Source organism: Rodentibacter pneumotropicus DSM 21403 (genome assembly GCF_000379905.1).
GTDB classification, from domain to species: Bacteria; Pseudomonadota; Gammaproteobacteria; order Enterobacterales; family Pasteurellaceae; genus Rodentibacter; species Rodentibacter pneumotropicus.
This window is the reverse complement of sequence record NZ_KB904059.1, coordinates 58097-79273: the sequence shown is the minus strand read 5'-3', so window position 1 is coordinate 79273 and position 21177 is coordinate 58097. Positions and strand designations below refer to the sequence as shown.

The 21177-nt window shown below is 36.6% G+C and carries 19 protein-coding genes and 2 pseudogenes; 14 read left to right on the top strand and 7 right to left on the bottom strand.

Going from position 1 to position 21177, the window contains the following annotated elements:
- Window positions 1–11 precede the first annotated feature (11 nt).
- From ftsA to A3GE_RS0109760, 5 genes are all read left to right on the top strand, one after another.
- Entirely contained in the window at window positions 12–1289 is a 1278-nt protein-coding gene (gene ftsA, locus A3GE_RS0109780) for a cell division protein FtsA (protein WP_018357078.1), read from the top strand.
- Between the two features lie 83 nt (window positions 1290–1372).
- Window positions 1373–2671: a cell division protein FtsZ gene (gene ftsZ / locus A3GE_RS0109775; RefSeq protein WP_018357077.1), complete on the top strand. Its 1299-nt coding sequence runs from the start codon at window positions 1373–1375 to the stop codon at window positions 2669–2671.
- Between the two features lie 39 nt (window positions 2672–2710).
- Entirely contained in the window at window positions 2711–3628 is a 918-nt protein-coding gene (gene lpxC / locus A3GE_RS0109770; protein WP_018357076.1) for a UDP-3-O-acyl-N-acetylglucosamine deacetylase, read from the top strand.
- A gap of 96 nt (window positions 3629–3724) precedes the next feature.
- Window positions 3725–5374 (top strand): bifunctional UDP-sugar hydrolase/5'-nucleotidase UshA, encoded by a 1650-nt coding sequence (gene ushA / locus A3GE_RS0109765; protein ID WP_018357075.1) that lies wholly within the window; start codon window positions 3725–3727, stop codon window positions 5372–5374.
- Between the two features lie 8 nt (window positions 5375–5382).
- On the top strand, window positions 5383–6540 hold the full coding sequence (locus tag A3GE_RS0109760) for a chorismate mutase (protein ID WP_018357074.1): 1158 nt from the start codon (window positions 5383–5385) through the stop codon (window positions 6538–6540).
- A gap of 117 nt (window positions 6541–6657) precedes the next feature.
- On the opposite strand, the gene uxuA is transcribed toward A3GE_RS0109760, so the two are convergent.
- The 5 genes and pseudogenes from uxuA to A3GE_RS0109735 all read right to left on the bottom strand — a co-directional run bounded on the left by uxuA (window position 6658) and on the right by A3GE_RS0109735 (window position 10986).
- On the bottom strand, window positions 6658–7842 hold the full coding sequence (uxuA, locus tag A3GE_RS0109755) for a mannonate dehydratase (protein ID WP_018357073.1): 1185 nt from the start codon (window positions 7840–7842) through the stop codon (window positions 6658–6660).
- 21 nt (window positions 7843–7863) lie between these two features.
- Window positions 7864–8619, bottom strand: a complete 756-nt coding sequence (locus tag A3GE_RS0109750; RefSeq protein WP_018357072.1) for an FCD domain-containing protein — start codon at window positions 8617–8619, stop codon at window positions 7864–7866.
- A gap of 9 nt (window positions 8620–8628) precedes the next feature.
- Window positions 8629–9038: pseudogene (locus A3GE_RS12490) on the bottom strand (DUF5110 domain-containing protein); the annotation flags it as partial.
- A gap of 126 nt (window positions 9039–9164) precedes the next feature.
- The gene (locus tag A3GE_RS0109740; RefSeq protein WP_018357071.1) at window positions 9165–10466 is read right to left on the bottom strand and encodes a TRAP transporter large permease; all 1302 of its coding nucleotides are present in this window, start codon (window positions 10464–10466) and stop codon (window positions 9165–9167) included.
- A gap of 1 nt (window position 10467) precedes the next feature.
- Window positions 10468–10986, bottom strand: coding sequence for a TRAP transporter small permease (locus A3GE_RS0109735; RefSeq protein ID WP_018357070.1), 519 nt, complete (start codon window positions 10984–10986; stop codon window positions 10468–10470).
- Window positions 10987–11196: 210 nt separating this feature from the next.
- Between A3GE_RS0109735 and A3GE_RS0109730 the strand changes: the two genes are divergently transcribed.
- The 5 genes from A3GE_RS0109730 to A3GE_RS0109710 are packed head-to-tail and all read left to right on the top strand — an operon-like array spanning window position 11197 to window position 16101.
- On the top strand, window positions 11197–12189 hold the full coding sequence (locus tag A3GE_RS0109730) for a TRAP transporter substrate-binding protein (protein ID WP_018357069.1): 993 nt from the start codon (window positions 11197–11199) through the stop codon (window positions 12187–12189).
- A 48-nt stretch (window positions 12190–12237) separates the two neighbouring features.
- Window positions 12238–13182, top strand: coding sequence for a sugar kinase (locus A3GE_RS0109725; protein WP_018357068.1), 945 nt, complete (start codon window positions 12238–12240; stop codon window positions 13180–13182).
- Between the two features lie 12 nt (window positions 13183–13194).
- Window positions 13195–14040, top strand: coding sequence for an SDR family oxidoreductase (locus A3GE_RS0109720; RefSeq protein WP_018357067.1), 846 nt, complete (start codon window positions 13195–13197; stop codon window positions 14038–14040).
- 9 nt (window positions 14041–14049) lie between these two features.
- Window positions 14050–15453: a glucuronate isomerase gene (gene uxaC / locus A3GE_RS0109715; protein WP_018357066.1), complete on the top strand. Its 1404-nt coding sequence runs from the start codon at window positions 14050–14052 to the stop codon at window positions 15451–15453.
- A 9-nt stretch (window positions 15454–15462) separates the two neighbouring features.
- Window positions 15463–16101 (top strand): bifunctional 4-hydroxy-2-oxoglutarate aldolase/2-dehydro-3-deoxy-phosphogluconate aldolase, encoded by a 639-nt coding sequence (locus A3GE_RS0109710; protein ID WP_018357065.1) that lies wholly within the window; start codon window positions 15463–15465, stop codon window positions 16099–16101.
- An 18-nt stretch (window positions 16102–16119) separates the two neighbouring features.
- Here the strand turns inward: A3GE_RS0109710 and A3GE_RS12555 are convergent.
- A pseudogene (locus A3GE_RS12555) lies at window positions 16120–16200 on the bottom strand (mannonate dehydratase); the annotation flags it as partial.
- A 29-nt stretch (window positions 16201–16229) separates the two neighbouring features.
- Window positions 16230–16982: a GntR family transcriptional regulator gene (locus tag A3GE_RS0109705; protein ID WP_018357064.1), complete on the bottom strand. Its 753-nt coding sequence runs from the start codon at window positions 16980–16982 to the stop codon at window positions 16230–16232.
- A 163-nt stretch (window positions 16983–17145) separates the two neighbouring features.
- Here A3GE_RS0109705 and A3GE_RS0109700 point away from each other — a divergent pair, with 163 nt between their 5' ends.
- From A3GE_RS0109700 to A3GE_RS0109685, 4 genes are all read left to right on the top strand, one after another.
- A complete protein-coding gene (locus A3GE_RS0109700) occupies window positions 17146–18174 on the top strand; it encodes a zinc-binding alcohol dehydrogenase family protein (RefSeq protein ID WP_018357063.1) in 1029 nt (342 codons plus the stop codon).
- Window positions 18175–18202: 28 nt separating this feature from the next.
- On the top strand, window positions 18203–19189 hold the full coding sequence (locus A3GE_RS0109695) for a TRAP transporter substrate-binding protein (RefSeq protein WP_018357062.1): 987 nt from the start codon (window positions 18203–18205) through the stop codon (window positions 19187–19189).
- A 71-nt stretch (window positions 19190–19260) separates the two neighbouring features.
- Window positions 19261–19731: a TRAP transporter small permease gene (locus A3GE_RS0109690; protein ID WP_018357061.1), complete on the top strand. Its 471-nt coding sequence runs from the start codon at window positions 19261–19263 to the stop codon at window positions 19729–19731.
- A 9-nt stretch (window positions 19732–19740) separates the two neighbouring features.
- Window positions 19741–21012: a TRAP transporter large permease gene (locus tag A3GE_RS0109685; protein ID WP_018357060.1), complete on the top strand. Its 1272-nt coding sequence runs from the start codon at window positions 19741–19743 to the stop codon at window positions 21010–21012.
- Window positions 21013–21177: the final 165 nt, after the last annotated feature.

Sequence of the window (21177 nt, the reverse complement as noted above, 5' to 3'; positions counted from 1 at the left end):
TGTAATAAAATATGGCAAAAGTAGTTGAAACAAAGGCAATTGTCGGACTTGAAGTTGGTACATCAAAAGTAGTCGCTGTTGTTGGAGAGGTATTACCGGACGGTGTAGTCAATGTGTTGGGAGTGGGTAGCTGCCCATCAAAGGGAATTGACAGTGGAAGTATTACGGATTTAGATGCTGTTGTGAATTCTATTCAACGTGCTATTGAATCGGCAGAGTCAATGGCGGATTGCCAGATTATGAGTGTCACTTTAGCAATTACCGGCGAACATATTCAAAGTTTAAACGAAAGTGGGTTTGTTCCCATTGGCGAGAGTGAAGTGACGCAAGATGAAATTGATTCTGCTTTACATAATGCAAGTACGATTAAATTGCCGGAAGGTGTTTCTTTATTACACGTTATCCCACAAGAATATGCGGTAGATCGCCAATTAAATATTAAAAATCCACTTGGTTTACAAGGCGTTCGTTTGAATGCCCATGTACATTTAATTGCTTGTCACCAAGATTGGCAAAATAATTTAAAAAAAGCAGTAGAACGCTGTGGTTTACAAGTAGATAAAGTTGTATTTTCAGGTTTTGCTGCAACCCATTCGGTTTTAACTGAAGATGAAAAAGATCTTGGTGTCTGCTTGATTGATTTTGGTGCGGGTACAATGAATGTGATGGTTTTCACGAAGGGTGCTTTACGTTTTAGTAAAGTGATCCCCTACGCTGGTAACATTGTGACTAATGATATTGCCCACGCCTGCACTATTTCGCGAGCAGAAGCTGAGCGTGTTAAGGTGAACTATGCAAGTGCCGTATATCCTGCACGTTTACACGGTGATAAAAAGATTGAAGTTGCCAGTATCGGCGGTCGCGCTCCCCGTTCTTTAACTACAAGTGATTTATCTTTAATCACTTCCGCACGTTATACGGAACTTCTCGGTGTTGTGAAGGACGAATTAGATAAGCTAAAAGCGAATTTAGAAAGTAACCATATTAAATTTGAATTAATTGCCGGGGTTGTCATTACCGGTGGTGGTGCACAAATTAAAGATTTAAAAGAGTGTGCGATGGATGTGTTTGGTTGCCAAGTGCGGGTAGGCAGTCCATTAAATATTACCGGATTGACGGATTATGTAAACCGTCCACAATATTCAACAGTAATAGGATTGTTACAGTATAGTCATAGTAATAGTGATGATGATCTAATCGGCGGTGATAATTATTCAGAAGGAAATATTTTTGGCACAATTTGGTCCGGAATTAAAAAAATCGCCAATAAAGTGCGGTCAGAATTTTGATTATTTTAAATTTTCATCTACAATACGAAACAATTTAACTTTATTAATATGCTAGCAGAGTATTAGCAGAACGGAGAACGCAAATGTTATATCCAGATTATGGTGATTTTGAAGAGCAGTCAGGTGCACTGATTAAGGTTGTCGGTGTTGGCGGCGGTGGTGGTAATGCTGTAAACCATATGGTTGCCAATATGATTAAACAAGACATTGGCGGTACTTTTCTTGGTGAAAATACTCTAGATAGCGAAGAGCATGGAAAAATTATTTTCTATGCTGTGAATACCGATGCACAAGCATTGCGGAAAAGCCAAGTTCAACAAACGGTGCAAATTGGCGGTGCGACCACAAAAGGTCTTGGTGCCGGAGCGAATCCTAATGTAGGCCGTAAAGCAGCGGAAGATGATCAGGAAGAAATCCGTAAAATGCTTGAAGGTGCCGATATGGTCTTTATTGCTGCTGGTATGGGGGGCGGTACCGGTACAGGTGCGGCACCTATTGTTGCTAAAGTTGCAAAAGAATTAGGTATTTTAACTGTTGCGGTTGTCACTAAACCATTTGCTTTTGAAGGCAAAAAGCGTATGCAGTTTGCAGAGTTAGGTATTAAGGATCTTGCTCAATATGTTGATTCAATGATCATTATTCCTAATCAGCAAATTCAAAAAGTTCTCCCTAAAAATGCAACATTAATTGATGCATTTGCTGCTGCGAATGATGTGTTACGTAACTCTGTGATGGGTATTTCAGATATGATTACCTCTCCAGGCATGATTAACGTTGACTTTGCAGACGTGAGAACCGTTATGTCAGAGATGGGACAAGCGATGATTGGCTTTGGTTCTGCACACGGTGCACCGGGTGAAGGTCGTGCAGAGGAAGCGGCGAGAATTGCGGTACGCAACGATTTATTGGAAAAAGTTGATTTAACTAATGCTAAGGGTATTTTGATCAATATCACGGGCGGTTTTGACATTGCGTTTGATGAATTTAATGTAGTAGGGGATACGATTCATAGTTTTGCCTCAGAAGACGCAACTATTGTTGTTGGAACAACATTAATACCGGAAATGAGTGATGAAATTCGCGTAACTATCGTTGCAACAGGTTTAGGTGAAATTACGCCAAATGAAACCATTCAGGTTCAAAAAACTGCTCAGCAATTATCGCCACTTCATCAACCTGTAGATGGAAATTCGCAGGCGATTCCACTGAGAACACAAGAACAACAACCTATTACAACATTTAGGCAGCCTGAGCCGATACGTTCTCCTGAGAGAAATCTGCAACAAACGGATTATCGTAGTGGATTGGAAAGACCAATCACTGAGCGTCTATCCTCTTTTAAGAAGTTTGATCCAAACGAAATAGATCAAAATGATAAGTAACAAATAAAATCTTGTTGTGAAACAATAAGGTAGAAAATGATGATTAAACAAAGAACATTAAAACAAAGTGTTAAAGTAACTGGTATCGGTTTGCATAGTGGCAAAAAGGTGACTCTAACATTACGTCCGGCAGTGCCAAATACAGGTGTGATTTACTGTCGTACTGATTTAAATCCGCCGGTAACTTTTCCTGCAAATGCAGATTCTGTGCGTGATACGATGCTTTGTACCGCACTTGTCAATGAGCAGGGAGTTCGTGTTTCGACAGTTGAACACTTGAATGCTGCATTGGCAGGTCTTGGCATTGACAACATTATTATTGAAGTTGATGCGCCTGAGATTCCTATTATGGATGGTAGCTCAAGCCCATTTATTTATTTATTGCTTGATGCTGGTATTGAAGAACAAAATGCAGCGAAGAAATTTATTCGTATCAAACAAAAAGTGCGGGTAGAAGATGACGATAAATGGGCTGAATTTGCGCCTTACAATGGTTTCCGTTTAGATTTTACAATTGATTTTGAGCATCCTGCTATTGGTAAAAACGTGTGTAATTACGTGATGGATTTCTCAGCACAAGCATTTGTTCATCAAATCAGTAGAGCAAGAACCTTTGGTTTTATGAAGGATATAGAATATCTTCAATCCCAGGGGTTGGCACTTGGAGGTAGTTTAGATAATGCAATTGTATTGGATGATTACCGTATTTTGAATGAAGAAGGGCTACGTTTTAAAGATGAGTTGGTTCGTCATAAAATGTTGGATGCTATTGGGGATCTTTATATGGCGGGTTATAACATTATCGGTGATTTTAAGGCCTATAAATCAGGTCATGGTCTAAATAATAAATTGCTTAGGGCGGTAATTGCAAATCAGGAAGCGTGGGAATTTGTTACCTTTGAGGATAAAGAACAAGCACCGCTTGGATATGTAACACCGGCTCAAGTACTGATTTAATTGTTTTCGGTTAAAAAGCTATACTTCCCTAGAAGTATAGCTTTTTATTTGCTCTATTGCTCTGTAAAGAGCGGTTAATTTAAGATGAGTTTTTTCATGAAAAAATTATTCACAATTTTACCTTTAATTTTAACAACATCTGCTGTAATGGCCTATGAGAAGGATAAAACTTACCACTTTACACTTCTTCATACTAATGATACCCATGGGCATTTCTGGCCTAATAATAAAGGTGAATATGGCTTTCCTGCACAAAAAACAATTATTAATCGAGTGAAAGCAGAAGTAGAAAAAAAGGGCGGCTCGGTTATTTTATTAAATGCTGGTGATTTCAATACCGGCGTGCCTGAATCTGATATGCAAAATGCTGAACCTGATATTCAAGCGATGAATGCTATGGGTTATGAGGCGACAGTATTAGGAAATCACGAATTTGATAATCCACTACAAATGCTTGCTATGCAAGAATCTTGGGCCAACTTTCCATTTTTATCGGCTAATGTGATAAACAAGAAAACGGATCAACCTCTTGTAAAACCTTATATTGTTTTAGATAAACAGGGATTGAAAATAGCTGTTGTCGGCTTAACGACAGAAGATACGGCAAAACTTGGTAATCCTGAATATACAGGGAATGTGGTATTTAGGGATCCGATGGAATCCGCAAAAGAAACGTTAAAAGCGTTAAATGAAAAAGAAAAACCGGATGTAAAAATTGCATTAACCCACATGGGATATTATTACGATGTACAGTATGGCTCCAATGCACCGGGTGATGTATCGCTTGCTCGCAATTTAGATAAGGGCGTATTGGATATGATTGTTGGCGGGCATAGCCACGATCCGGTTTGTGTGGACGAAAAAGGTGTATGGATTAAGGATTATAAACCAACACAAGCTTGCAAGCCGGATTATCAAAACGGAACTTGGATTATGCAGGCTTATGAGTGGGGGAAATATGTTGGACGAGCAGATTTTGAGTTTAAAAATGGCGAATTGAAGCTTGTAAGCTATGAATTAATTCCGGTGAATTTGAAGAAGAAAATAACAAAAGGAGACGGCAAAGCCGAATATGTTAATTATGGTGAAATCATTCCTCAAGATCCGGAAATGGAAAAACTGCTAAAAACCTATCAAAATAAAGGTGATGAATTATTAGGACGTGAACTCGGAGAGTTAAAAGGCAAATTGGAAGGTGATCGTAATGTTATTCGTTTTAAACAAACCAACCTTGGCCATTTAATAGCAGAAGCTCAGCGTGAACGTGCCGGGGCAGATATTGGTATTATGAATTCAGGCGGTATTCGTGATTCTATTCAACCGGGTAAAGTAACTTATCGCGATATTTTAAAAGTGCATCCATTTGGTAACATTGTGAGTTATGTGGATTTAACAGGTAAAGAATTACTTGATTATTTGAATGTTGTTGCATTAAAAGAGGTTGATTCAGGGGCTTATGCGCAATATTCCGGTATTTCTATGGTGGTAAATAAAGTAGCTCAAAAAGTGGAAAACGTGGAAATTCAGGGGAAACCATTGGATTTAACGAAAACTTATCGTGTTTCTTTACCAAGTTATAATGCTGCAGGCGGTGATGGTTACCCTGTTGTCACTAAAAATCCAACCTTCTTAAATACGGGCTTTATTGATGCCGAAGTGCTGGCAAAATATATTTGGAAACATTCACAGAAAGCGCCGCTTGATGCATTAAAATACGAGCCTAAAGATGCAGTAACTTTTAAATAAGGATGATTATGGCTTTACAATTATCTGAAATCCGACAGCAAATTACACAAATAGATCGCAATCTTTTGAAGTTGCTTTCCGAACGCCATCGTTTGGCTTTTGATGTTGCGAGAAGTAAGGAAGTAACGCAGAAAGCTTTGCGTGATGAAGAGAGGGAACAACAACTTCTGCAAGAGCTTATACAATTTTCAGAGAATGAAAATTATCAACTTGAAGCACAATATATCATCTCAATTTTCCAAAAGATTATTGAGGATTCCGTATTAACTCAGCAAGTATATTTACAAAATAGGCTAAATGAACAACGCAGCCAAAATTTGCACATTGCTTTTTTAGGGAAACGGGGATCTTATTCTAATTTAGCTGCGCGTAATTATGCTGCACGTTATCAAAAGCAGTTTGTAGAACTCGGGTGTCAATCTTTTGAGCAAGTATTTGAAAAGGTGAAAAATGGTGAAGCGGATTTTGGTATTCTTCCTTTAGAAAATACGACATCAGGAGCAATTAATGAGGTCTATGATTTGCTTCAGCATACGGATTTGTCCCTTGTTGGCGAGCTTGCTTACCCGATTAAACATTGTGTTTTAGTGAACGATACGATAGATTTGAGACAAATTGATACGTTGTATAGCCACCCGCAAGTGATTCAACAATGTAGTCAATTTATTCACAGTTTAGATCGTGTTCATATTGAATATTGTGAAAGCAGCTCTCATGCTATGCAGTTAGTATCAAGTCTGAATAAACCGAATATCGCGGCATTGGGTAATGAAGACGGTGGAAAGTTATATGGCTTAAGTGTATTGAAAACGAATATTGCGAACCAAGAAAATAACATTACCCGTTTTATTGTCGTATCAAGGGAAGCACGCGAAGTTTCCCCACAAATTCACACTAAAACTTTATTGTTGATAACTACACCGCAGCAAGCAGGTTCTTTGGCTGATGCACTTTTTATATTTAAAAAATATCAAATTAATATGACGAAGCTTGAATCCCGTCCTATTTATGGTAAACCTTGGGAAGAAATGTTTTATTTGGAAATTGAAGCGAATATCCATCATCCCAATACTCAAGATGCGTTGGAAGAGCTGAAAAATCATAGTAATTACTTAAAAATTCTAGGTTGTTATCCAAGCGAAATAGTAAAACCTGTGAATATTTAAGAAAAAGAGCGGTCGTAAAAATCCGTGTTTTTATGACCGCTCTTTTTATATATTTTCCTTTTAAAGGGATAGTAAATGTAACGATAAGGAGAAAAATTGTCCCTATCCTTGATGAATTTATTTATTAAAATAAACTTTCTTTAACGCCATTTCTAACCCACGAAATTCTGCCAAACCTTTTAATCGACCAATTGCGGAATAGCCTGGATTGGTTTTTTTATGTAAATCATCTAACATCTGATGACCATGATCCGGACGCATAGGAATTAAGCGAGTTTCTCCCTTATCTAATCGACACTGCTCTTCGGTTAATAAAACTTTCACAACATTAAACATATCCACATCCCCTTCTAGGTGAGCGGCTTCGTGGAAACTGAGAGGATTATCCTCGCGTTGGGTTGAGCGCAAATGAGCAAAATAAATTCTGTCGGCAAATTGCTCCGTCATTTTCACTAAATCATTATCAGAACGTACACCATAAGACCCGGTACACATCGTGAAACCATTGGCAGGTAAAGGTTGGGTTTTCACAAACCATTGCATATCCTCAATAGTTGAAACGATTCGCGGTAAACCTAAAATCGGGCGGGGCGGATCATCTGGGTGAATCGCCATTTTAATGCCAACTTCTTGTGCAACCGGTACGATCTCATTTAAAAAATAAGCTAAGTGAGTACGGAATTTTTCAGGAGAAATATCCTGATAGCGATCTAATTGACTTTGAAACTCATCTAATGTGTAACCTTCTTCCGCACCAGGAAGCCCAGCGATAATATTTCGGGTAAGCTGATGAATTTCTGCTTCCGTCATTTTATCGTAGTAGGCTTTTGCCGCGGTGATCTCTTCCTGATTGTAACTATTTTCAGCACTCGGACGTTTTAAAATATAGAGTTCAAATGCGGCAAAGGTGATATGATCGAAACGTAATGCTTTTGAGCCATCCGGCAATTCATAAGCCAAATCTGTTCTTGTCCAATCCAAAACCGGCATAAAATTGTAGCAAACAGTATCAATGCCACACTGTGATAAATTACGTAAGGTTTGTTTATAGTGATCAATCCATTTTTGATAATTTCCGGTTTGGGTTTTAATTTCTTCATGAACTGGCACACTCTCTACTACAGACCAGGTTAATCCTGCATTTTCTATTTCAGACTTCCGTTTTTCAATATCTTCAATACTCCAAACCTCACCATTAGGAATGTGATGAAGTGCGGTTACAATACCGGTTGCCCCAGCTTGTCGAATATCGGATAAAGAAACCGGATCTTTTGGTCCATACCAGCGCCATGTTTGTTCCATTTTTAAACTCCTTTCATATTTTTAAAGATCAACAACAATTGGACTTATATTAAACAAATAACCGTCAAAATTCGGATCATCTACATCAGATAACTCAAAAAGTTTTTGCTTAACGTTTTCTAAATGTTGCCACATTGCTTTTTTTGCCATTGCAGGATCCTTTCTCTGCAAAGCGGTAATAATATTCTCGTGATCTTGTAGCCAGAGATAGCGATAACTCTGGTTTGGAATATGAGTGTGTAAGCCTTTCCACATTTGGCTATTCACACGGAGATCCCATAATGCTTTTTGCATTTGTATTATCACTTCATTTTGCGTTATTTCAGCAATAGTGAGATGAAAATCCTCATCAGCAACATAATCCTCATCTCCCTGTTCAAGGGTTTTACGTTCGGTCGCTAAAATATCCTTTAGCTTTGTGATATCAGCTCGTGTTACCTGCAATGCAGCAAATTCAGCAATACTGCTTTCCAATAATTGACGTGCTTGTAACAACTCAAAAGGGCCTACATCCACTTTATCTAAAAAATCATCATTGCTTGCTGTATGTTGTGGTAATGCAATCACATATATACCAGAACCTTTACGGACTTCAATGAGGTTTTCAATTTCAAGCATAATTAAGGCTTCTCTAATGACTGTACGGCTCACATTAAAGTGCTCAGCCAAATCACGCTCAGCAGGTAATTTATCACCTACTTGATATTGACGATTAATAAGTTGCTCTTTTAATTTATTTCCTATTTTTTTGTAGGATCTTAAGTCATTGAAGTTCATAAGTTTTTCCTAGTTCCAATTTAATAAATTCATTTTATAATTTCGGCTGGTTAATTTACCATTAATGATGCATTCTCTTTTTTCATTTTTTGGGAAACAGAAATTAATTTCAGTATATTGAGGTAAATAATCACCTGATTTTTCCAAAATGAGTTCTACCCCTTTGGTTAGTTCATTTTAAATGAATATTGAGTTTCAAATAGTTACCTTATTAGATAATCTAAACTTTCGCCATCATCATCAAAAATAGTAATTTTTCTTTCCCCTTGATTTACAAAAGGCATAGTTAATAATTCACGAGAGTCATCTGATAATGTATTTTTATGACCTTTTCTTACCATAGGAATAATACTTCCCGCCCTTAAAAATAATGGTATTCTTTCTAATGGATCCTCTACAGTGATAATTTCACCACCATTATCATTCTCTAATACAAAAATATGAAGTTGGAAACCATGTTCACAAGCAATATCAATACGATGATTATGATCTTTTATAAATCGCCAATTTTTAACCGTTTTCATATTATTTTACTAACGCACTATTTAATAACCTAATAAAATTTGTGGTAAGGCTAAGCTTAATGAAGGTACATAAGTAACCAATAACAGCGTTAAAATAAGCATAAAATAGAATGGAAGTAATGGTTTAATGACTTGATTAATTTTAACGCCGCCAACCGAGCAACCAATAAATAGCGCACTACCGACTGGAGGAGTACAAATACCGATAGAAAGGTTGAATGCCATTAATATACCAAAATGCACGGGATCCATACCTAATTCTGTTACGATAGGGAAAAATATTGGGGTAAAAATGAGTAAGGCGGGAGTCATATCCATGAAGACTCCTACGACTAGTAAAATCATATTAATGATTAAAAGAATAATAATCGGGTTATCTGAGATATTTAATAAGGCATCGCTGATCGTATAAGGAATATCGGCATTGGCCATTGCCCAAGACATCCCCATAGATGTGCCGATTAAAAGTAAAACAATGGCAGTGGTAACTACTGAGTCTAAAATAATGCTTGGTAGCTCTTTGATTTTTACTTCACGGTAGAAAACGACAGCAAGTATAAGAGTATAGACGACTGCAAATGCAGATGCTTCCGTTGCAGTGAAAATCCCTCCAATAATTCCTCCCATAATTACAATGATTAGACCAAGACTTGGTAACGCATCAAGCGTTTTTTTCACGGCTTCAGATCGGGTTGGTTTTGGGGATACCGGGTATTTTCTTTTTTTCGCAATGACAGCGATAACAGCCATAATGGATAGCCCCATTAGAATACCGGGAATATAACCCGCAAGGAACAATGCGCCAATAGATGTGCCGCCTGAAATTAAGGAATAGACAATAAATGTGTTACTTGGTGGAATCAATAAGCCGGTTGGGCACGAGGCGATATTGACTGCCGCTGAGAAAGATGGATCATAACCCTCTTTCTTTTGTAATGGAGACATAATACCTCCCATTGCTGCACCGGATGCTACGGCAGAACCTGAGATTGAACCAAACATCATATTTGCCAATACATTTACGTGTGCAAGCGAGCCTGGTAAACGCCCTCCAATGACTTTTGCAAATTCAATTAAGCGCATTGCAATACCACCGCGATTCATAATATTTCCGGCTAAAATAAAGAAAGGGATAGCAAGTAAAGAAAAGCTGTCTAATCCTGATGCCATTTTTTGTGAAATTACAGCAATCGCAGCATCAAATGGCATCGAGAGCATAATAGTAAGGAGTGAGGCTATACCAATGGAAAATGAAATTGGTACACCAATAAAGAGTAAAATAAAGAAACTTGAGCAAAGTACAATAATATTTGACCATTCCATTTTATTCTCCTTGGCGATCTAAAGTCGATAATGAAATTGCGTTCATATTACGGATATTGTCGATAATATCTCTGATTAAATAAACCAACATAAAGCATCCGCTTAAAGGGATAGCAAGATAAACAAACCCCATTTGAATTCCAAGTACTGGTGATATTTGCCCGTGGCTTATGGTATCCAGAACAAGTTTGGATCCTCCATAACACATAATAATTGCAGCAAATACAATGCTGATAAAATTAATGAGAAGTTGTAAACGATTTTGATTAGTAGGGGAGTTTTCTAATTTACTTACTAAAAGATCTATCGCAAGGTGTTTCTTTTGCCCTAATGCATAAGCTGCTCCCATCAAACCGACCCAAATGAAGAGAAAACGAGCGATTTCATCAGTATAAGTACTCGGAGTGTTAAGGATATAGCGAGATAAAACTTGCCAGACAACACAACATACTAAAAATGAGCTCAAAGCAATACAAAGCGTTGATAAAGCTCGGTTTATCGCTGATATGAATTTATTCATTAATAGTTCCTCTATTCATCTTTAAGTTTAATTGGTAAACCAATTATGGGTGAAAATCATTTTTCTGCAAGTTTTTTTATTTGAAATTGTGATCTGGATCACCAATTTGAAATGATTGGATTGACCACTTTGTTTTTTTTGGTCTATCATCTTTGCAACATCCGAGTTGTTAGGGAGTGCTTTCAATTTATCTACTATGGGAGATGCATTATGCAAATCAAAAAAAATATTCTTTCTTGTGCATTAATATTGGTATTGTCTGCCGGAATATCGTTTTCAGCCTCAGCAAAAACGGTATTGAAATTAAGTCATAACAATGACAAAACTCACCCTGTACATATATCAATGCAATATATGGCGGATGAGGTGAAGAAATTGACTAATGGTGAGGTCGTAGTCCGTATTTATCCGAATAGTCAGCTTGGTACACAGCGTGAGTCAATGGAGCTATTACAATCCGGTTCACTGGATATGGCAAAATCGAATTCAAGCGAATTAGAGGCCTTTGAGGCATCTTACGGGGCATACAACATCCCTTATCTTTTCCATGATGTGGAGCATTACTATAGAGCACTACTTGATCCTGTAGTAGGACAAAAAATCCTTGATTCATCAAAGGGCAAAGGGTTTATTGGCTTAACCTATTATGATGGTGGTGCACGTAGTTTTTATGCCGATAAACCTATTAAATCTCCTATCGATCTTAAGGGCATGAAAATTCGTGTTCAACCAAGCCCTACCGCAGTTGAAATGATGAAATTAATGGGTGCATCACCAACGCCTTTAGCCTATGGCGAGCTTTATACTGCCTTGCAACAAAAAGTTGTAGATGGGGCTGAAAACAATCAAACAGCTTTAACATTAGCTCGTCATGGTGAAGTGGCAAAATACTTTAGTGAAGATGAACACACAATGATCCCGGATGTTCTTGTTATCGGTCAAAAATCTTGGGATAAATTAACACCAGAACAGCAAAAGGCACTTAAGAAAGCAGCGGATGATTCTATGATGTATCACAAAGGTTTATGGCAAAAAATGATTGCTGAAACTACCCAAGAAGCGAAAGATAAATTGGGTGTAGAATTTGTAAAAGTGGATAAGCAACCATTTATTGATGCAACGAAAAGTATGCACGATGCCGCGAAAGCAAATCCTTTGCTTAAAGATTACATAGAACGTATTGATAATTTAATCAACAAATAATTAAGATGAAGGATATGCCCTATCGTATCCTTTCCTTTTGGGATAACTATGAAAAAAATTGCATTTATCGGCGAATGTATGATTGAGCTGAATGGTAAGCCATTTGGTGAAATGTGGCAAAGTTATGGTGGTGATACATTAAATTCTGCCACTTACCTGAGCCGAATTAGCTCTCCAAATGATATTCAAGTTCATTATGTTTCTGCTGTAGGTACGGATAACTTAAGTTCACAAATGTGTAGCCATTGGCAAGCAGATAAAATCCACACGAATTGGGTACTAAAAGATGAAAAACATCAACCAGGGCTATATCTTATCCAACTTGATGAACAGGGGGAGCGTACCTTTCTTTATTGGCGTAACCAATCAGCTGCGCACTATATGCTACAACACCCTGATTTCTATCAGATTTTAACTGAACTTAGACAAGTGGATATGATTTATTTAAGCGGTATTTCGCTGGCAATCTTACCGAAAAATGACCGCACTTTTTTAGTTGAGCAGCTAATACAACTAACTGAATTAGGCGTAGAAATTGCATTTGATAGTAATTTTCGCCCTAAATTATGGGATTCATTCAAAGAGGCCCGGGATTGTTATTCGCAGTTATTACCCCATGTTGGTTTAGCATTAGTCACCTTTGATGATGAGCGATTACTATGGGGTGATGAAAATGAGCAAGTCACACAGTCACGCCTACATCAAATTGACATACCAAAAGTGGTTGTAAAGAGCGGTCAAAATGGCGCTTATTTTTCAGATTCTCAATCACGCCAATATGGGCAAGTTATACCAGAACCGATACAAAATGTTGTTGATACTACATCAGCAGGAGATTCCTTCAACGCCGGATTTTTAAACGGCTACTTACGCAATAAACCGCTCAATATTTGTTGTCGTCAAGGTAATCGTGTTGCCGGTATTGTGATTCAACACAAAGGCGCAATTATTGATAAGCACGCCACATCCCATCTTCCATCTGAATTTAATTAACGGAGTATTAATATGAATATTGCAGCTAACCATCATTTAGAAAATAAAGTCATTGTCATTACCGGAGCCGGTGGCATATTGTGTGCCTTTCTAGCAAAGCAACTGGCTCATACTAAAGCGAACATTGCTCTACTTGATCTTAATTTTGAGGCTACTGACAAGGTAGCACAAGAAATTAACCAAACGGGAGGCAATGCCAAAGCCTATAAAACGAATGTATTGGAGCTTGAAAATATTCAAGAAGTACGAGATCAAATTGCGACTGATTTCGGCACTTGTGACATTTTAATTAATGGTGCGGGTGGTAATAACCCTAAGGCGACCACAGACAATGAATTTCACCGGTTTAATTTAAGTGAAACCACTAAAACTTTTTTTGAACTGGACAAAACAGGGATTGAATTTGTCTTTAATCTCAATTACTTGGGAACATTATTACCCACCCAAGTTTTTGCAAAAGATATGCTTGGTAAAAAAGGCGCAAACATTATTAATATTTCCAGTATGAATGCCTTTACACCGCTCACCAAAATTCCCGCTTACTCTGGCGCAAAAGCCGCAATTAGTAATTTTACACAATGGCTTGCCGTGTATTTCTCAAAAGTCGGTATCCGTTGTAATGCTATCGCACCGGGTTTTTTAATCAGTAATCAAAATCGAGCTTTATTGTTTGATGAGGAAGGAAAACCGACCGTACGTGCAAATAAAATTCTAACGAATACCCCAATGGAACGTTTTGGTGAACCGGAAGAGTTGCTCGGAACCTTATTATTCTTGATTGATGATAACTACTCCAGCTTTGTGAATGGTGTCGTTGTACCCGTTGATGGTGGGTTCTCGGCTTATAGCGGGGTATAGGAGAATAAAATGAAGCAATTTATGGACGAAGATTTCCTACTTTCAACGAATACGGCAAAAATGCTCTATCATGATTATGCCAAACATCAGCCTATTTTTGATTATCACTGCCATTTAAATCCAAAAGAAGTTGCTGAGAATCGTCAGTTTAAAGATTTAGCTGAAATTTGGTTAGAAGGGGATCACTATAAATGGCGTACATTGCGAACTGCTGGCATTTCAGAAGAATTGATTACAGGCAAAGCGGACAATTACCAAAAATATTTAGCTTGGGCAAAAACTGTTCCGTTTTGTATTGGTAATCCGATTTACCACTGGACACATTTAGAGTTACGTCGTCCTTTCGGTATCACAAATATACTGTTTAATCCGCAAAATGCAGATAAAATTTGGCATCAATGTAATGAAATATTGCAACAACCGGAATTTTCAGCCCGTGGCATTATGCAGCAAATGAATGTGAAATTGGCAGGTACAACAGATGATCCCATTGATTCATTAGAATATCATCAAGCCATAAAAGATGATGACAGTTTTGATATTGATGTTGTACCAAGCTGGCGACCGGATAAAATTTTTAAAATTGAATTGCCACAATTTAATGAGTATTTGGTTCAATTAAGCGAAGTTGCCGATGTGGATATTCAAACCTTTGCGGATCTACAAAAAGCACTGCTAAAACGATTAGATCATTTTGATACACATGGTTGCAAATCAGCTGATCATGGTATGGAAATAGTACGTTTTGCGCCCATTCCTGATGAATTGGTACTTAACGAGATTCTTCAAAAACGCTTGCAAAATCAACCGCTCTTTGAAGAAGAAATTGCCCAATTTAGTACTGCTATTTTGGTATGGTTAGCCGCTGAATATTGTAAACGTCAGTGGGTGATGCAAATGCATATTGGCGCAATCCGTAATAATAACAGCAGAATGTTTGCTTTACTTGGTGCAGATAGTGGATTTGATTCTATTGGTGATCGTATGTATGCAGAATCACTTTCCCATTTATTGGATACAATGGATAGCCAGAATCAACTACCTAAAACTATTTTATACTGCTTAAATCCGCGTGATAACGAGATGATTGCCAGTATGATCGGGAATTTTCAAACCGGTGGTGTTGCCGGCAAGATCCAATTCGGTTCCGGTTGGTGGTTCAATGATCAAAAAGATGGTATGGAACGCCAACTACAACAGCTCTCACAATTAGGTTTATTAAGCCAATTTGTTGGTATGCTAACCGATTCTCGTAGTTTCTTATCCTATACCCGTCACGAGTATTTCCGGCGTATTTTATGTGAAATGGTTGGAAAATGGGTCGAGAACGGCGAAGCACCAAATGATATGCCTCTGTTAAGCAAAATGATTGAAAATATCTGCTTTTACAATGCTAAATATTATTTTAAATAGGGAGAAATTATGCCATACACAACCGAGCAAATCATCGAAAAACTCCGTCAGTTTAAAGTTGTTCCTGTGATTGCTTTAGACAATGCGGAAGATATTTTACCGTTAGCCGATACCTTGGCTGAAAATGGTTTACCATTGGCGGAAATTACCTTCCGTTCTGGTGCAGCTGAAGAGGCAATTCGTCTCCTACGCACGAATAAACCGGATTTTTTAATTGCAGCAGGCACGGTTTTAACCGCCGAGCAGGTGATTTTAGCTAAAAATAGTGGCGCTGATTTTGTAGTAACACCGGGATTTAATCCAAAAATTGTGAAATTATGCCAAGATTTGAATTTTCCCATTACACCGGGGGTGAATAATCCGATGTCCATTGAGGCCGCATTGGAAATGGGAATTACGGCGGTGAAATTTTTCCCAGCTGAAGCTTCTGGGGGCGTAAAAATGATCAAAGCCTTACTTGGACCTTATGGGCAGTTACAAATCATGCCAACCGGCGGTATCGGATTGCATAATATTAGCGATTATCTTGCTATTCCCAATGTTGTGGCTTGTGGTGGTTCTTGGTTTGTCGATAAACAATTGATCCGGTCAAAAAACTGGGCAGAGATAGGGCGTTTGGTTAAAGAAGTTGTTGATTTAACGAGATAAAATGAGAGGCTAAAGGAAAAGTGCGGCCACAATACCGGTCGCACCGGCCTGACAAATATCGGTTAAAGAAACAGGATCTTTAGGACAATACCAACGCCATGTTTAAACTCCTATGTTATTGTAAGCAGTTAGATACCTACAACAATCGGATTTGTATTGAATAGATATCCGTCAAAATGTGGATCTTCTACATCGGATAACTCAAACAATTTCACTTTTACATTTTCTAAGTGCTGCCACATTGCTTTTCTAGCTGCATTAGCGTTTTTCTTTTGAATTGCCAGTAAAATTGCGTGATGATCTTCTATCCATAAATGGTGATAATCTTTTTGTAAAATTCTAGTGTGTAACTGAGCCCACATTGCACTGTTAAAACGATATTGCCATAATTGTTCTTGCAATTTTACCAGTACATCATTTTGTGTTATCTCTGCTAATGCAATATGGAAATCTTTATCTGCGCTGTAGTCGTCTTGGTTTAGAGCAAGTAATTCTTTTTCTCGATGTAAAATTTGCTTTAAATGTAAAATATCTTTCTTTGTTGCCTGTAGTGCTGCAAATTCAGCAATACTACTTTCTAATAACTGGCGGGCTTGCAATAATTCAAAAGGACCAACATCTGGTAAACTAGTATTTTCTATATCGGAATGAGCTTTGGGTATCCTGACAACGTAAACTCCAGATCCCTTTTTAACTTCTACTAACTTTTCAACTTCTAGCATTACCATTGCTTCGCGAACAATAGTTCGGCTTACTCCAAATTTTTCAGAAATTTCTCGTTCAGTCGGTAGCTTGTCTCCAACAGTATAAATGCCTTGAGATATATCTTGCTTAAGATATTTCCCAATTCGGGTATATGTTCTATTAGTTATATTTTCCATATTTTTTCTAAAATTGGTATTCCAGTTTTCTTTATTTCTGTGATTTGTGTCACAAAAATGATATTTTGGTATTCCAAAATGGTTTTTAATGTCTCATAATCATATCATAGTTAAATACAACAAGTAATTTTTATTCCATCAAGAAAACATGGAGAGTCTAAATATGACAAAGTTAATTAGAGCTATATGCTTGGAAGAGCCTAATAAGGTATCAGTAAAAGAAGTTATGTATCCCCAAAAAGGTAACAATGACGTACTTATCCAAGTCGAATCAATGGGAATCTGTGGATCGGATATTGGGGCATATAGAGGCACAAATCCATTAGTAACCTATCCAAGGATATTAGGTCATGAGATTGTAGGTAAAATTATAGAAAGTGGAATTGGTATGCCTAAAGATGTTAAAGTTGGCGATCGTATTATAGTCGATCCCTATGTTTACTGTGGTAAGTGCTACCCTTGCTCAATAGGTAGAACAAATTGTTGTGAATCATTGAAAGTTATTGGTGTACATATTGATGGGGGGATGCAAGAGGTAATTAGACATCCTACCCATCTTATAACGAAAGTACCAGACAATTTACCAATCAACCAACTGCCTCTAGCTGAGCCTTTAACTATCGCTTTACATGCTTTACATAGAGCAAACTTAAAAGAGAATGAGCATATTGTTATTATCGGTGCAGGAGCTATCGGATTAATGGCTGCATTAGTTTCTATTCAATATGGAGCAATTCCTATTTTAGTCGATATTTTAGATAAACGACTTGAGTATGCTAAATCTTTAGGAATAAAACATATTATCAACCCTCAAAAGGAAGATGACAGGAACAAAATTAAAGAAATCACAAATGGTCGCATGGCTGAAGTTGTAATGGAGGCTTCTGGTGCAAATAGTTCAATAAAAAACACTTTGCATTATGCATCTTTTGCTGGGCGAATTGCACTGACAGGATGGCCAAAAACAGAAACACCATTACCAACCAATTTAATAACATTCAAAGAACTAAATATCTATGGTTCTAGAACAAGTAAAGGCGAATTTGAAGAAGCATTAAATATGCTTTCTACAAATAAAATTGATGCCTCCAATATCATTAGCAAAAGTATAAATTTTGAGGAAATTCCTAATTTTCTTTCTGAATTATCAAATAACCCAGAAAATTATTTAAAAATTAATGCTGTCTTTTAAATGCACTATCAATAATGAGGAAAAAATCATGAGAAAAATTAATTTTTTAAGTAAATTATTACTCGTATCTAGCATACTGTTTACTGGCAGTGCATTTGCAAAAACAATTATTAAGTTAGGTCACTATAATTCTGATATGCATCCATCACATATAGCATTACAAGAATATTTTAAGAAGACAGTTGAGGATGAGACAAAGCATCGCTATGAAATTAGAATTTATCCTAATAACCAATTAGGTGGAGAGGATCAAATTGTAAATGGTTTACGTAATGGCACTATTGAAGCTGGTATTACAGGTTTGTTATTACAAAATGTTGATCCTATTTTTGGTGTATGGGAGTGGCCCTATCTATTTAAAGACAATCAAGAAGCAAAAAAAGTGTTAGAGTCTCCTGTTGCTAATGAAATTGGTCAGAAAATGGAAACATATGGTATTAAATTACTCGCTTATGGTATGAATGGATTTCGAGTCATTTCATCAAATAAAAGATTAGAAAAATTTGATGACTTCAAGGGGCTACGTTTAAGAGTTCCATTAAACTCATTATTTGTAGATTGGGCAAAAGCAATGAATATTAATCCACAAAGTATGCCACTTAGTGAGGTGTTTACAGCATTAGAACAAAAAGTGATTGATGGTCAAGAAAATCCTTATATGTTAATTAAAGATTCAGGTTTATACGAAGTTCAAAAATATATTATTCAGAGTAACCATATTTTCTCGCCTGGCTTATTACAAATTAGCTTAAAAACGTGGAATAAAATTCCTAAAGAAGATCAAGTCATTTTCCAAAAAGCAGCTAAATTATACCAAGAGAAACAATGGGAATTAGCAATAGAAAAAGAATCTGAAGTTAAAGAGTATCTTACTAAGCATGGAAATGAAGTCATTGTCCCTAATGAATCATTCAAGACTGACATGATAAGTGCTTCAAAATCTCTATATGATGATTTTTATAAAAAGTATGATTGGGCTAAAGATATTGTCCAGAAAATTAATGATGCTAAATAATAAAATATGAGTATATCCTCCACTGTAATCCCATCCAAGCTATTACAGTGGGGGAATAAGGATATGATCTTATGAAAACAGTAAAATATCTGGATAAAATATTAGAATACATTTCTATGTTGGCCTTAATTATTATGATTTCACTCGTTTTTTTCAATTCATTACTAAGATACTTTTTTGATTCTGGCATTGCTTTTTCAGAGGAATTTTCCAGAATTTGCTTTGTGTATATGATCTTCTTAGGAATAATTTTAGTTGCTAAAGATAAAGCTCATTTGACAGTTGATATTATTACTTCATCCTTACCTGAAAAATATAAAAAAATAGTATCACTCATTTCTAATTTATGTGTTCTAGTTTCAATGATATTTATTGCTTTTGGTGCATTACAATTAATGGCTTTAACATATACACAAAAAATGCCTGCAACAGGAATATCTTCATCTTTTCTATATCTTGCAGCTGTTATTTCATCAGTCTCATATTTCTTTATTATCATATTTAGTTTAATGAAAGATAATAAAAAGCCTTTGGATAAATAGGAGATAAAAATGTTACTATTATTTTTAGGTAGTCTATTTTTCTTATTATTCCTTGGTGTTCCCGTTGCTTTATCAATGCTACTAAGCGCAAGTATTATGCTATATCATCTTGATATGTTTGATACACAATTAATTACAGAAAATTTTGTAATGGGAACCAATAATTTTCCCCTAATGGCTATTCCGTTTTTTATGCTTACGGGGGAAATTATGAAACATGGTGGAATATCAGAAAGAATCATTAATTTTGCCACAAGTATGGTAGGGCATATTAAAGGTGGATTAGGTTATGTTGCAATCATTTCGGGGTTAATCTTTGCTGGTTTATCCGGATCTGCTGTTGCAGATACCGTTGCATTGGGGGCAATACTTATTCCTATGATGGTTTCAAAAAAATATGATGCCGCCCGTTCCACAGGACTTATTTGTGCAGCAGGTATTATCTCTGTCGTTATCCCTCCTAGTATTCCTATGATTATTTATGGCATTACTGCTGGTGCTTCTATAACTAAACTATTTATGGGAGGAACAATTCCCGGTCTGTTAATGGTTGCAGGATTATGGTTCGTCTGGAAAATTCTTTATCGGAATAATGATTCAAGTTTAGAGAGAAAACAAAGTAGAAAAGAGAGATGGAATGCATTCAAAAAAGCATTCTGGCCTTTACTTCTACCTGTAATCATTATTGTTGGATTAAGAGGGGGAATTTTTACACCAACGGAAGCGGGAGTAGTGGCTGCTATTTATGCCGGATTAGTCAGTGTAGCTTACAAAGAATTAACATTAGCTAAATTAAGAGAAGTTTTTATCGTAACTATTAAAACAACCTCAATGGTAATGTTTGTTGCAGCGGCAGCAATGATCTCAGCCTTTGCAATAACAGTTGCTCAAATCCCAACTGAATTAGTTCAAACAATTAAGGGATTAACTGATAGTCCAACAATTTTAATGCTAATTATTATGCTATTTTTATTATTAGTAGGATGTGTTATGGATTTAATTCCAGCTGTATTAATCTTTGTACCAGTATTATTACCTCTATTAAGAGCATATAATATTGATATTGCTTATTTCGGTATCATGATGGTAATTAATTTATCTATTGGACTAATAACTCCACCAGTTGGAACTGTATTGTATGTTGGTTCTGGAATATCTAAATTAGGAATCGGAAAGTTATCTAAAGGTATTTCTCCATTCTTGCTAATATACGCAATTATTATGCTATTAATGGTATTTTTTCCTGATGTTGTAATTGTTCCAATGAATTGGTTATCTTAATGGAGTAGAAATATTATTTCTAATTTAATAATGAAAAAATTGCATTTATCGGCAAATGTATGATTGGACTGAATGGTAAGTCATTTAGTGAAATGTGGCAAAGTTATGGCGGTGATACATTAAATTCTCGAATTAGCTCTCCAAATGATATTTAGTAATTTTACA